A 13,341-nucleotide genomic window follows, 5' to 3' on the forward strand; every position below is an offset into this window, starting at 1 on the left:
ATTTCTAAATTTATAATATATTAAACAAAAAGACCACAGAATTTGCGGTCTTAAGCTGTTAATACTTTTCTACCTTTTAACCTGCGTCTTCTTAAAACTTTTTTTCCGTTAGCAGTACGCATTCTCTTTCTAAAACCATGTTCCTTTTTTCTTTGTCTATTTTTAGGTTGATAGGTTCTTAACATTTTAATTACACCTCCGTTTCATAAAAGCGGTAAAACCTTGATAAATACAAGATATATAATCAATTATATTTCATATTTATTCATATTTTAAAGAAATCAAACCAATTATATATTATATTATAAAGACATGTCAAGAATCTATTTTTATTGCCCCATAAACAAAGTTTGCATATATAGCTTATCAATACTAAATATTGAAAAGCTATATATGTAATAACTACATTTTGTATCTAGTTTTTTAGATTATTTTTTAAAAACTGGTAACCTATTTATTTTTAAAATTAATTGTGGATAAATATGAATTTTACTTAAAAATTTTGTGGATATCTTATTGAATATTGATTAAAAGTCTGATATATTTAATATGCTTATTGACTTTGGAATATTTTAAAATTGTGTATATAGTTATACACAATATGTCAATAATCTATAAAAATTAGTTTTACAAAAGATAATTTACAATTCAATTTGGGAATTTACAAAATTTTTTCCCTAAATAGTTTTAAGAAATAAATCTATTATTTTATACATAATGGTTTATTTTTTTTCTTCATCAGCTTAAAAATGTTTTCAAAACATATATTTTACGACCTGTGTATTTTTTCTTTAGTTTGGAGGATTTTATGAGTTATCAATTAACCGATTTGTGGAATAAAACGCTAGAGCTTCTTAAAACAGAGCTTACAGAGATAAGCTTTAATACATGGATAAACTCCATTGAGCCCTTATCTTTGACAGCAAATGCAATAAACCTTGGTGTACCTGACGAATTTAACAAGGGTATACTTGAAAGCAGATATTTAAAATTGATAAAAAATGCGGTAAAGCAGTTAACATACAAGGAATATGCAATTAACATCCTAATTCCATCACAGGAAGATGTTAAAAAGAATTCAATCGATGGTAATAGTATACATGATGAACAAGTAATTTCTGTATTAAATCCAAAATATACATTCGATACATTTGTGGTTGGTAACAGCAATCGTTTCGCTCACGCAGCATCACTCGCCGTAGCCGAAACACCTGCAAAAGCATACAACCCTCTTTTCATGTATGGAGGTGTTGGACTTGGCAAGACACACCTTATGCAAGCAATCGGTCATTACATATTGACACAGAATCCATCTCAGAAGGTGCTGTATGTGTCATCGGAAAAGTTTACAAATGAGCTTATCAATGCAATTAAGGATGATAAAAACGAAGAATTTAGATCAAAGTACAGAAACATAGATGTACTTCTAATAGATGATATTCAGTTTATAGGCGGTAAAGAACGTACTCAAGAGGAATTCTTCCATACCTTTAATGCACTATATGAATCAAATAAACAAATTATTCTCTCCAGTGATAAGCCTCCCAAGGAAATAAAAACATTGGAAGAAAGACTTCGTTCAAGGTTTGAGTGGGGACTTATAGCAGACATACAGCCTCCTGATCTGGAGACTAGAATAGCTATATTGAGAAAAAAGGCTCAGCTTGAAATGCTGGATGTTCCAAATGACATTATGGTTTTTATTGCTGACAATATAGCATCAAATATAAGAGAGCTTGAAGGTGCTTTAAACAGAGTTATTGCTTATGCTTCCCTAACTCAAAGTGAAATCAGCATTGATTTAGCAAGCGAAGCCTTAAAGGACATGCTCTCCAATAATAATACTAAAGTGATAGATTGTAACTCAATTAAAGAAATAGTTTCCAGATACTATAATATAAGGGTAGAAGAATTTAAATCAAAAAAGAGAAATAGGGAAATTTCCTATCCAAGGCAGATAGCCATGTACCTTTGCAGAGAACTTACCGATATGTCGCTTCCGAAAATAGGCGATGAATTTGGAGGCAGAGATCATACAACAGTAATACATGCATGCGAAAAAATATCTGAAGACATTGAAACAAATTCTGAAACAAGACGTGCAGTTAGTGAGCTAAAGAAAAATATTCAAGGTAAATAAGGTTTTATTTATCTAAAAAATAAAGTTACCTTTAATGGTAATCTTATTTTTTAATATAGAGATTAATTTAAAGTTAGATTTAAATTTTATCAACATAAATTGTGTATATGGGTATAAGTTATTGTGGACAACTTTTAATGTTAAAACTTAACTTTATACTGTTGATAATTTTATAACAGATATCAACAATTAATTAACAATCTTAAACATGGGAAATAATCCGCGTTGTATCGGTTATTAACAAAATCAACAGCACTTATTATTATTATTACTGAAAAATTATTAATTATTATAAAGGAGGAACTTGGATGAAAGTTATTTGTTCGAAGGAAAAATTACTTGAAGGAATAAATATAGTGCAAAAGGCTGTATCTACAAAAAGTACCATGCAAATACTTGAAGGGATACTGCTAAAAGCGGGAAATAATTTTAAGTTGACGGGTAATGATCTGGAAATTGGAATAGAATGTACAATAGAAGCGGATATAAGAAGAGAAGGATCAATAGTAATAAATTCAAAAATGCTGGGGGACATAGTAAGAAAGCTACCCGAATCGGAAATTCTGATTGAGGTAAAGGATAATGGAAAGGTCATAATAGAGTGTGAGAATTCGCATTTCGAGATTAAGGGCATTCCATCGGAAGGATATCCCGAACTTCAAATGATAGAAAACGAAAATATGTTTGTTTCTACTCAAAATATATTACGTGACATGATAAGACAAACTATATTTGCTGTTGGATTTGATGATAACAGGCCTGTCCTAAAAGGAATACTTATAGAATCAAATGGAAAGGAACTTGACTTTGTCGCTATAGATGGTTTTAGGATGGCACAAAGAAGAAGGGTATCAGAAGAAGAATTTAGCTTAATAAAAGTTATAGTACCAGGTAAAACAATGAATGAAATTGTTAAAATATTGCAGCCTGAAGATGAAGAAATGAAAATTATAAGTTCAAAAAATCATGTTTTATTTGATTTAAATAATGTTAAAATATTATCTAGGATAATAGAAGGTGAGTATTTGGATTATAAAAGTATTATACCTTCAGATTATGATACAGAGGTTATTGTTGAAAAAAAGGAATTTTTAAGCAGCTTGGAAAGAGCATCTTTAATATCAAACGAAGAAAAAAAGTATCCGCTTAAATTTGATATAGAGGATGAAAAAATTATATTGTCATCAAGTACTGAACTAGGTACAGTTAGAGAAGAGATTAGAGTTGAAATGACTGGGAGAAAAATGGAAATAGGTTTTAATCCAAGGTACTTTATTGAAGCACTAAAAGCGATCGATGAAGAAAGAATAAAAATAGTATTTACATCTGAAATAGGTCCAAGTACTATATTTCCAATAAGCGGGGAAGAATTTGCGTATATGGTTTTACCTGTAAGAATGAATAAAGATACATAAGTCGTGGGATTTACAAAAGGAGTAAAAAATGGAAAAAGTAAAAATAGATACTGAGTTTATTAAGTTAGATCAATTTTTAAAATGGATGAGTATAGTTGGGTCAGGTTCAGATGCAAAGGAAATAATTTATAATGGTTGTGTATGTGTAAACGGAGAAGTAGAGATTAGAAGAGGTAAAAAATTAAGACCTGGAGATATTATTGAAGTTGATGAAAAAAAGTTTATAATAGAATAGGCCGGGATAAATTTGTATATAGATAGAATGTTATTGAAGAATTATAGAAACTATAGTTTTTTAGAGGCCAGTTTTAATAATGGCTTTAATATTATTTACGGAAACAACGCTCAAGGGAAGACTAATATTTTGGAAGCTATCTATTTATGCACAACCGGTAGATCTCATAGGACAAATAAAGATAATGAACTTGTTAAATATGGAGAAGATAAATATTTTGTAAAAGTACTATTTAGCAAAGAAGAAAGAAATGACAATAGTATTGAAATAAATTATAGCAAAAAAGAAAAGAAAAGTATTTTAATAAATGAAATTGCTATTAAAAAAATTGGAAATTTAATGGGACAGCTAAATTCAGTAATGTTTTCGCCTGAGGATTTACAAATAATTAAAGAAGGTCCTTCAGAAAGAAGAAGGTTTATAGATATAGCTTTAAGTCAGTTAAAGCCATCGTATTTTTATAACCTACAGCAGTATCTAAGAATTTTAAATCAGAGGAATTATCTTCTTAAAGAAATTTATTTAAGAAAAGAAAGCATCACTACTCTGGATGTTTGGAATCAAAGCCTTGCTGAAACTGGATCAAAAATAATTGCCGAAAGAATAAAATTTATTAAATGTTTATATAAAATAGCTGAAAAATATCATAAAAATATTACTAATGAAAAAGAAAAACTTGAAATAAAATATATTTCTTCAATTAGGATTGATCCGGGAAGAGATGATATAAAAAATATTTTTTTAAAAAGACTTGAAGAAGAAAAGAGTAAAGAAATTCAAAAAGGTACTACTCTTGTAGGTCCACAAAGAGATGATCTTGATATATTGATAAACGGTACAAGCTTGAAGCAATACGGCTCACAGGGGCAGCAGCGTACAGCTATATTATCACTGAAGCTTTCAGAGTTGGAAATTGTTAAAGAAAGCAGTGGTGAATATCCAATATTACTTTTAGATGATGTAATGTCTGAGCTTGATTCAAAAAGAAGAGAGTATTTGATAGAAAATATAAAGAATATACAAACATTTATTACATGTACAGATAAGAATGAATTTATAAAAGGTATTGATAAAGAAACATGTTTTATTAAAATAGAAAATGGTAAAATTGTTAATAATATTAATGAAAACGAAGGTTGAAAATAATATTATAATATATTTAGTAATTTTTATAAAACGAATTTGCACTTTCGTTATACTTAATATAAAATATATAAGATATATATAAATAAATAAAATATAAAATAAATCCTTGAATCAGGAGGAAAACGAATGTTTTTACACATTGGAGGAGATGTAGTTCTTCCATTAAAAAATATAATTGCTATTATGGATATAGAAACTACTACTATATCAAAAGATTCTAAAGATTTTTTAAAAATAGCGGAGGAAGAGGGTTTCATAGAAAGTATATCGCAAGATCTTCCCAAATCTTTTATTATTACAGAGATTGATAAAAAAAGTAAGATATATCTTTCTCCAATATCATCTGTTACTTTACAAAAACGTTCAGGATTTATAAATGATATATCAAATATATAAAAATTAAAATATTTATAATTTTTAATATAGAATGTGGAGGAAAAGATGCAAGAAGAGGATAAGATAATTGAAGATGAAAATATAGAAAAAGATAGTAATATACTGGAAAAAGAGAAGAATAAAGCTGCTTATGACGAAAATCAAATTCAGGTTTTAGAAGGGTTGGAAGCTGTAAGAAAACGGCCCGGAATGTATATTGGAAGCACTTCTAGCAGAGGGCTTCATCATTTGGTTTATGAAATTGTTGATAATAGTATTGACGAGGCGTTAGCAGGATACTGTTCGGAAATAACAGTTATAATAAATAAGGACAACTCTATTACAAATATAGATAATGGAAGAGGGATTCCAATAGGTATACACCCAAAAATGGGGATACCCACAGTGGAGGTTGTTCATACAATTTTGCATGCAGGTGGTAAGTTCGGCGGTGAAGGATATTCAGTTTCAGGTGGATTGCATGGTGTCGGTGCATCTGTTGTTAATGCTCTATCTGAATATTTGGAGGTGCAAGTTGCAAGGGATGGAAACATATATAGGCAAAGATATGAAAGAGGAAAAGTAGTCACTGATTTGGAAGTAATTGGGAGTAAAGAAACTACAGGAACAAAAACTATATTTAAACCTGATCCGGAAATATTCGATGAACTTGTATACGACTATGATATATTATTAAACAGATTTAGAGAGCTGGCTTTCTTAAATAAAAATATAACTATTAAATTAATAGATGAAAGACCTGAGGAAAGAATTGAAAAGGTCCTTCATTATGAAGGCGGTATAATATCATTTGTTGAATACAATAACAGACATAAAGAAGTACTGTTTAAAAACCCTATATATATTGAAGGACATAAAGATGGGTCTATCGTAGAAATAGCATTACAATTTAACGATTCATATGTTGAAAATATATTCAGTTTTGCAAATAACATAGCAACTACTGAAGGGGGAACACATTTAACAGGTTTTAAAACTGCTATTACTAAAGTATTTAATGATTACGCAAGAAAATATAATTTTATAAAAGAAAATGATAAGAATTTACAAGGTGAAGATATAAGAGAAGGCATGACAGCCGTTATTAGTGTAAAGATACCTGAGCCTCAGTTTGAAGGACAAACTAAAACAAAATTAGGTAATAGTGAAATGAGAAGTCTTGTAGAAAATGTAGTTAATGAAAAACTAACAGATTTTCTAGAAGAAAATCCTTCAATATCAAAGACAATTTTAGAAAAGTGTATAACTGCAGCAAGAGCAAGAGAGGCAGCAAGAAAAGCAAGAGAATTAACCAGAAGGAAAAGTGCATTGGAATCTACAACTTTGCCTGGAAAATTAGCTGACTGTCAGGAAAAAGATGCATCATTATGTGAAATATATATTGTTGAGGGAGATTCCGCAGGAGGATCTGCAAAGCAGGGAAGGGATAGAAAATTTCAAGCTATACTACCTCTTTGGGGAAAAATGCTCAATGTTGAAAAGTCAAGAATAGATAAGGTTTATGAAAATGAAAAGTTACTTCCTGTTGTAACTGCTTTAGGTGCTAGCATAGGTGATGATTTTGATATTTCAAAGTTAAGATATCATAAAATTATTATTATGGCTGATGCGGATGTAGACGGTTCACATATTCGAACACTTTTGCTGACATTCTTCTTTAGGTATATGAAGCCTCTTGTTGAAGCCGGACATATTTATATAGCACAACCTCCATTGTATAAGGTATCAAAGGGAAAAGAATTCTTTTATGCTTATAACGAAAAGGAAGTTGATAAACTTAGTATTGAAAGGCAATGGAAAAAAGAAGAATGTTCTATTCAAAGATATAAAGGTTTAGGTGAAATGAATCCTGATCAGCTTTGGGAGACAACAATGGACCCATCGAAAAGAACTATACTAAAAGTAGAATTGGAAGATGCAGTAGCTGCAGACGAGATATTTACAATATTGATGGGAGATAAAGTTGAGCCAAGAAAAGAGTTCATAACAAATCATGCAAGAATGGTTACTAATCTTGATATATAGTAAAAAATAAATATTCTAAAAAATATAAAAGGCCTTAAATGGCTTTTTATATTTTACCTGATAACAAGAGAATTCCAATAATAATAAATGCTCCGCCGGAAATTAATTGTATATAGTATATTGGAATATACTTGTGTAATAAGGATCCTGCGAAAACACCTAATAAAGAAGATAATATAAGTGCTAAAGAGGACCCTAAAAATACATGCCAAATCGAATTTGATTTTGATGCAAGCATCATTGTAGAAAGTTGTGTTTTGTCACCTAATTCTGCGATAAAAACTAAAATAAATGTTGTAAAGATTGTTTTTAACACGTTATTACTCCTTTATAATTTTATTTATATAATTTAATTATGTTCATAAAATTATATGAGGATTGGGTTATATAATATTCTTAATAAATGATATTTTTAAAAGAAGTTTACATAATTAATTGAATTCTAATATAAATATATAACTAACCATAAGAAAATAAATATTTGTCTTGTAATTTAAATATCATATAATAAACTCAATGAAATGTACTATTAAACAATTAAAAGATGATTATATTTAATAATATATAAGCATTTATGTATAAAGTCAAAATAAATAAAAATTTTTTTGTAATAATAAAGATTTAATTATAAATTCTACTTTAAGAGACTGATGAGTTTAAAAGTATTGGTGAATTATATATCTGTATATAAATTTTAAAACATAAATTAATGTTTCACGTGAAACATTAATTTATGTTTAGATTATGTATTTTTATAAAAAAAGTTTGATAGATTTAGTAATTATTTATACAATATTAAATAAAATAGCTAATTAAAAATATATTTGTGATATTGTTTATTAAATGTATATAATTTATATTGAAAAAAAAGTCTAAGAGATATAACATATATATATTAGCCTAATTAGATATTTAAAGCTATATAAATATTCGTAAATGTGCATTTATATGAATATTAATAACTTTCTAATTAAATGAAATAAATATCTAAAGCGAATATTTAAAATTAGTAGATAATACAAAGTATAAAATTATCTAAAGAATTAAGTTAATAATAATATCTGGAGGAGTGGTGTTGTTGGCAAAAATTATTTCAATTGCAAACCAAAAAGGGGGAGTTGGTAAAACTACCACAGCAGTTAACCTTAGTTCCTGCCTAGCATATAAAGGTAAAAAAGTTTTAGTTATTGATATAGACCCTCAGGGTAACACAACAAGCGGTCTTGGTGTTGATAAAAAAAATATTGATTTATCAATATATGATGTACTTATAAACGATGTGGATATTAAAAATACAATGGTTGATACAGCTATAGAGGGATTAAAATTGTGTCCTTCAAATATTCAGCTGGCTGGAGCTGAAGTTGAACTAGTTTCTATGATGTCAAGAGAAACGAGGTTAAAGTTATCAATTTCATCTATAGTTCCCCATTTTGATTATATAATAATTGATTGCCCACCTTCTCTTGGTTTATTAACTTTAAATTCTTTAACAGCATCTAACACAATACTAGTTCCTATTCAGTGCGAATATTATGCTTTAGAAGGACTAAGTCAATTGATGAATACTGTAAAGCTAGTACAAAAACATTTAAACAATAAATTAGATGTTGAAGGTGTTGTACTTACTATGTTTGATGCAAGAACAAATCTTTCAATTCAAGTAGTGGAAGAAGTGAAAAAATATTTTAAAAACAAAGTTTATAGAACAATAATTCCAAGAAACGTAAGGTTAAGTGAAGCACCAAGTTTTGGACTTCCTATAATTCTTTACGATCCAAAATCCAAGGGTGCAGAGTGTTATTTAGAATTAGCCGAAGAAGTCATAGAATATACTGAGGAGATGAGTAAATTATGATTAAAAAAGGCTTAGGAAAAGGTTTAGGTGCTCTAATTGATGAAGGAACAACTAATGAAGATAAGGGAATAATGGAATTAAAGATTAATGAAATAGAGCCAAATAAAGGACAGCCTAGAAAATACTTTGACGACGATAAACTTACTCATCTTGCCGAGTCAATTAAACAACATGGAATAGTACAACCTATAATTGTAAAGAATGAAGATGGTGTATATAGAATTGTAGCGGGTGAAAGAAGGTGGAGAGCTGCAAGAATTGCAGGTCTTACAAAAGTCCCTGTACTGTTAAAAGAGCTTTCAAATAAGCAGGTAATGGAAATTGCTTTAATTGAGAACATTCAAAGAGAGGATTTAAATCCAATAGAAGAAGCTGAAGCATTTGAAAAGCTCATAAAAGAATATAATATGACACAAGATGAAGTTGCAAGTGTAGTTGGAAAGAGTAGATCTGCTATAGCAAATACAATAAGATTGCTGCATTTAAACACTACAATTAAGGAATATTTAATAAATGGTTCTTTGAGTTCAGGACATGCAAGGGCTTTGCTTTCTATTGACGATGAAAAAATACAGGAAAAAGTAGCAGAAGAAATAAAAAATAGTGGGTTGAATGTAAGAGATACTGAAAAGTTAGTTAAAAAGTACTTAACAAAGAAAAAAACGCATAAGGAAAATAATAGAAATGATAATTATAATGCCATTGAAGAAAGATTAAAAGATATACTAGGAACAAAAGTACAAATAGTAGAAAAGAATAAAAAAGGAAAAATTATGATTGAATATTATTCCTTGGAAGAGCTGGATAGAATTATTGAGATGGTAGAAGTTATGTCTACTAAAAAAACGACCTCCTAAAATTAAAAATAAGACAAGAAAATTAGATGGGTAATATAATATCATGTAAGAAATAAAAATTTGTTAAATGGCATAATAGAGAGTTTTAAAACGTACAATTCAAAATTATATAGTTTATTATAATAAAATATAATTGAGACAGAATAATAATGTTATAATTTTTTTTATGAAAATTTAAATGTTTCACGTGAAACAATATATTATTTATTTATATAAATTAAGATCTTTATGAAATAAAATATATTTATAAATTAATATTATTATACAAAAGAAATATAAAGGAGATATACTATGGATTTCTCTTTAGAAAATTTAAATATTGAAACAATAATTATTTTTTCCATAAACTTCGTTTTTAGTTTCATATTGTTTTTATTACTTATCTCAAATAGATCAAAAGTAAAAAAATTAAAGAGAAAGTACAATAGGTTTATGAGTTTGGAAGGAGAAAGAAATTTAGAAGAGTTGCTTAATATTATTATGGATAGAACAGATTCTATAATATCAGAAAATAAAGAAATAGATAATAGGATAACTAATATAGATAAAAAGCTAGTAAATTGTATTCATAAAGTTGGAGTAATTAGATACAATGCATTTGAAAATATGGGAAGTGATTTAAGTTATTCTATTGCTTTGCTTGACAGCAATGATAATGGTATTATTATAAGCGGAATTTACTCAAGAGATAGTTCTTCAACTTATGCAAAGCCTATTATTAATGGAAATTCGAAATATATGTTGTCTGAAGAAGAAGTACAAGCTTTAAATGAGGCTAAGAAAAATTAATTTTACACTATTATTTTTATTAAAGAAACATATATATATTTGCTATAAATTTGACTTGATTGTTGACTAATTCGTCAATATTAGATAATAAAAAAATAATTTTATCATTACTTAATTATTATATGTAAAGGTGTGAGATAGTTGGGCGATAAAAAAAATATAAAGAAGACGGTGTGGCTATATGCAGTTATACTTTTTACAAGTGCATTTGTTGTACTTTTATTAACATATTATAGCCAAATTAAGACTGATAAGAGTTTAAATGAATATATAGGTAAATTAACAAATGAAGAAAAGAAAAGTCTTCTGTATCAAAATAACTTAAATAGTGCCCTTGAAGAAAAGAATAATTTAAACAAGGAGATTGCTAATTTAGAGAAACAATTGGAGAATGAAAAAAATAAGTTGAAAACATCTAAAAATGAAATTGAAAATGTTAGAAAAAATTATTTAGAGACTATGAACTCATACGATCAGCTTTTACTAGCAAAAAAAGAATATGATAATAAAAATTATGTTAAAAGTGCAGATATATTAATGAATAATTGCGATAATAATAACTTGAATTCCATAGGAAAGGATATGTATAATAATTTATCAGTCGATGTATTTGATAAAGCTGCAAGGGATTTATATATGCAAGGTTATAAGAGCTATAAGCAAAAATTATATTATGATGCTATTCAGAAATTCGGAGATTCTTTGAATTTTTCAAAACATAATTACTTGTCAGATGATTGTTATTATTTAAAAGCATATTCATATTTAAATATTGGTGACAAGGTTAATTCAAGAAAAGATTTTGAAGAAATATTGAATAATTATAAAGATTCAAGCTACACAAAAGAAGTTAAAAGGCTTCTTAAGGTGTTAGATAATTACTAAAATATTGCTAGATTAATAATATAACCTTTAATTTATATGTTTTGCAATAATAATATTACATTTTTTAATATTGCAAAACATTTTCATTGATCAATGTTTTTTGAAAGATTCATTATCTTAATTCAAATGAAGGTGGTTCAACTGCATTTGCTAATGTTAAATCTTTTTTGCAACATATGTAGATTAATATGGTTTAATATAGTATAATTATTAAAAGTTATTAAAAGACAAAAGGGGATAAGGACTTATGATTGATTTAAAAACAATAAGGAGTAATCCGGAATTATTGAAGAAAGCACTTCAAAAAAGAAAAGAAAATTTTGATATCGATGGTTTTTTAAAACTTGATGAAAATAGAAGAGATATTATTCAAAATGTTGAACAATTAAAAAATAAACAGAATGTTACATCAAAACTTATTCCTCAATATAAAAAAGAAGGCAAAGATGTAGCTTCTTTAATGGACGAAATGAAAGCTTTATCTGATGATATTAAGGAATTAGATAATAAAGTAAGATCATTAGATGAAGAGATAGAAAAAATAATGCTGACTATTCCTAATATTCCTAATGAGAGTGTTCCTATGGGAGATACCGATGAGGATAATGTTGAAATCAGAAAATGGGGAGAACCGAGAAAGTTTGATTTTGAGCCGAAGGCACATTGGGAAATAGGTGAAAACTTAAATATACTTGATTTTGGAACAGCTGCTAAGGTTACCGGTGCCAGATTCACTTTTTATAAAGGATTGGGGGCAAGGCTGGAAAGAGCTTTAATGAATTTTATGCTGGACTTGCATGTTGACAAGCATGGATATACAGAGGTTTTTCCGCCATTTATGGTTCATAGAAATAGTATGGTAGGCACAGGTCAGTTGCCTAAGTTTGAAGAAGATTCATTTAAGGTCAATGGTACGGATTATTTTCTTGTTCCAACAGCAGAAGTACCTGTTACCAATATGTATAGAGAGCAAATACTTGATGAAAAAGATCTACCAATAAAACACGTAGCTTATTCAGCATGTTTTAGAGCTGAAGCAGGTGCAGCCGGCAGAGATACAAGAGGTCTAATAAGACAGCATCAGTTTAACAAGGTTGAATTAGTTAAGTTTACTACACCAGATACATCATATGATGAACTTGAAAAACTTACAAAAGATGCTGAAGAAGTTCTGCAAATACTTGGTATACCATATAGGGTAGTTAAGATATGTATCGGAGATTTAGGATTTACAGCAGCAATGAAATATGATTTAGAGGTTTGGATGCCAAGTTATAATAGATATGTGGAAATATCATCATGTAGTAATTTTGAATCTTTCCAAGCTAGAAGAGCAGGTATTAGGTTTAGAAAATCTGTAAAAGACAAGCCTGAGTTTGTTCATACTTTAAATGGTTCAGGAGTAGCAATAGGAAGAACAACAGCATGTATATTGGAAAATTACCAACAAGCAGATGGCTCTGTGATAATTCCTGAGGCATTAAGGAAATATTTTAATTCTATGGAATTATTAAAATAATAATATGTTAGCAAATTACAATTAACGTAGATATATGTTTAAATTTATAAATGAATATATCACAATTGTAAATAAA

The 13,341-nt window shown here is 28.1% G+C and carries 13 protein-coding genes; 11 read left to right on the forward strand and 2 right to left on the reverse strand.

What is annotated here, in order from left to right; genetic code table 11:
• Positions 1-50: 50 nt before the first annotated feature.
• On the reverse strand, positions 51-185 hold the full coding sequence (gene rpmH / locus Bccel_RS24245) for a 50S ribosomal protein L34 (protein WP_036943251.1): 135 nt from the start codon (positions 183-185) through the stop codon (positions 51-53).
• Between the two features lie 623 nt (positions 186-808).
• Here rpmH and dnaA point away from each other — a divergent pair.
• The 6 genes from dnaA to gyrB all read left to right on the forward strand — a co-directional run bounded on the left by dnaA (position 809) and on the right by gyrB (position 7,357).
• Complete coding sequence (gene dnaA, locus Bccel_RS24250; RefSeq protein ID WP_036943255.1) at positions 809-2,140, forward strand: chromosomal replication initiator protein DnaA; 1,332 nt, start codon at positions 809-811, stop codon at positions 2,138-2,140.
• Between the two features lie 308 nt (positions 2,141-2,448).
• Complete coding sequence (gene dnaN / locus Bccel_RS24255; protein ID WP_036943258.1) at positions 2,449-3,555, forward strand: DNA polymerase III subunit beta; 1,107 nt, start codon at positions 2,449-2,451, stop codon at positions 3,553-3,555.
• A 28-nt stretch (positions 3,556-3,583) separates the two neighbouring features.
• Entirely contained in the window at positions 3,584-3,790 is a 207-nt protein-coding gene (gene yaaA, locus Bccel_RS24260) for a S4 domain-containing protein YaaA (protein WP_036943261.1), read from the forward strand.
• 27 nt (positions 3,791-3,817) lie between these two features.
• Entirely contained in the window at positions 3,818-4,930 is a 1,113-nt protein-coding gene (recF, locus tag Bccel_RS24265) for a DNA replication/repair protein RecF (RefSeq protein ID WP_242853142.1), read from the forward strand.
• A 132-nt stretch (positions 4,931-5,062) separates the two neighbouring features.
• Positions 5,063-5,332 (forward strand): extracellular matrix regulator RemB, encoded by a 270-nt coding sequence (gene remB, locus Bccel_RS24270; protein ID WP_036943268.1) that lies wholly within the window; start codon positions 5,063-5,065, stop codon positions 5,330-5,332.
• Positions 5,333-5,377: 45 nt separating this feature from the next.
• A complete protein-coding gene (gyrB, locus tag Bccel_RS24275) occupies positions 5,378-7,357 on the forward strand; it encodes a DNA topoisomerase (ATP-hydrolyzing) subunit B (protein ID WP_081927014.1) in 1,980 nt (659 codons plus the stop codon).
• 46 nt (positions 7,358-7,403) lie between these two features.
• Here gyrB and Bccel_RS24280 read toward each other — a convergent pair whose 3' ends face one another.
• Positions 7,404-7,673: a TMEM165/GDT1 family protein gene (locus Bccel_RS24280; RefSeq protein ID WP_036943272.1), complete on the reverse strand. Its 270-nt coding sequence runs from the start codon at positions 7,671-7,673 to the stop codon at positions 7,404-7,406.
• A gap of 762 nt (positions 7,674-8,435) precedes the next feature.
• Between Bccel_RS24280 and Bccel_RS24285 the strand changes: the two genes are divergently transcribed.
• The 5 genes from Bccel_RS24285 (at position 8,436) to serS (ending at position 13,265) form a co-directional block, all read left to right on the forward strand.
• Positions 8,436-9,215 carry a ParA family protein gene (locus Bccel_RS24285; RefSeq protein ID WP_036943478.1) on the forward strand — a complete coding sequence of 260 codons (780 nt, stop codon included), beginning with the start codon at positions 8,436-8,438 and terminating at the stop codon, positions 9,213-9,215.
• Positions 9,212-10,072 (forward strand): ParB/RepB/Spo0J family partition protein, encoded by an 861-nt coding sequence (locus Bccel_RS24290; RefSeq protein ID WP_036943275.1) that lies wholly within the window; start codon positions 9,212-9,214, stop codon positions 10,070-10,072. The genes Bccel_RS24285 and Bccel_RS24290 overlap by 4 nt, the downstream gene beginning before the upstream one ends.
• Before the next feature lie 291 nt (positions 10,073-10,363).
• Positions 10,364-10,861: a DUF4446 family protein gene (locus Bccel_RS24295; RefSeq protein ID WP_036943277.1), complete on the forward strand. Its 498-nt coding sequence runs from the start codon at positions 10,364-10,366 to the stop codon at positions 10,859-10,861.
• A 141-nt stretch (positions 10,862-11,002) separates the two neighbouring features.
• The gene (locus Bccel_RS24300; RefSeq protein ID WP_036943282.1) at positions 11,003-11,746 is read left to right on the forward strand and encodes a tetratricopeptide repeat protein; all 744 of its coding nucleotides are present in this window, start codon (positions 11,003-11,005) and stop codon (positions 11,744-11,746) included.
• Between the two features lie 247 nt (positions 11,747-11,993).
• Positions 11,994-13,265, forward strand: a complete 1,272-nt coding sequence (serS, locus tag Bccel_RS24305) for a serine--tRNA ligase (protein ID WP_036943285.1) — start codon at positions 11,994-11,996, stop codon at positions 13,263-13,265.
• Positions 13,266-13,341: the final 76 nt, after the last annotated feature.

Origin of the sequence: Pseudobacteroides cellulosolvens ATCC 35603 = DSM 2933 (assembly GCF_001262605.1) — a bacterium.
Taxonomy (GTDB): Bacteria; Bacillota; Clostridia; order Acetivibrionales; family DSM-2933; genus Pseudobacteroides; species Pseudobacteroides cellulosolvens.

Bases quoted from the DNA above. Each gene is read 5' to 3' on its own strand.
- rpmH (WP_036943251.1), bottom strand. From the start codon at position 185: ATGTTAAGAACCTATCAACCTAAAAATAGACAAAGAAAAAAGGAACAT.
- dnaA (WP_036943255.1), top strand. From the start codon at position 809: ATGAGTTATCAATTAACCGATTTGTGGAATAAAACGCTAGAGCTTCTT.
- dnaN (WP_036943258.1), top strand. From the start codon at position 2,449: ATGAAAGTTATTTGTTCGAAGGAAAAATTACTTGAAGGAATAAATATA.
- yaaA (WP_036943261.1), top strand. From the start codon at position 3,584: ATGGAAAAAGTAAAAATAGATACTGAGTTTATTAAGTTAGATCAATTT.
- recF (WP_242853142.1), top strand. From the start codon at position 3,818: ATGTTATTGAAGAATTATAGAAACTATAGTTTTTTAGAGGCCAGTTTT.
- remB (WP_036943268.1), top strand. From the start codon at position 5,063: ATGTTTTTACACATTGGAGGAGATGTAGTTCTTCCATTAAAAAATATA.
- gyrB (WP_081927014.1), top strand. From the start codon at position 5,378: ATGCAAGAAGAGGATAAGATAATTGAAGATGAAAATATAGAAAAAGAT.
- Bccel_RS24290 (WP_036943275.1), top strand. From the start codon at position 9,212: ATGATTAAAAAAGGCTTAGGAAAAGGTTTAGGTGCTCTAATTGATGAA.
- Bccel_RS24295 (WP_036943277.1), top strand. From the start codon at position 10,364: ATGGATTTCTCTTTAGAAAATTTAAATATTGAAACAATAATTATTTTT.
- serS (WP_036943285.1), top strand. From the start codon at position 11,994: ATGATTGATTTAAAAACAATAAGGAGTAATCCGGAATTATTGAAGAAA.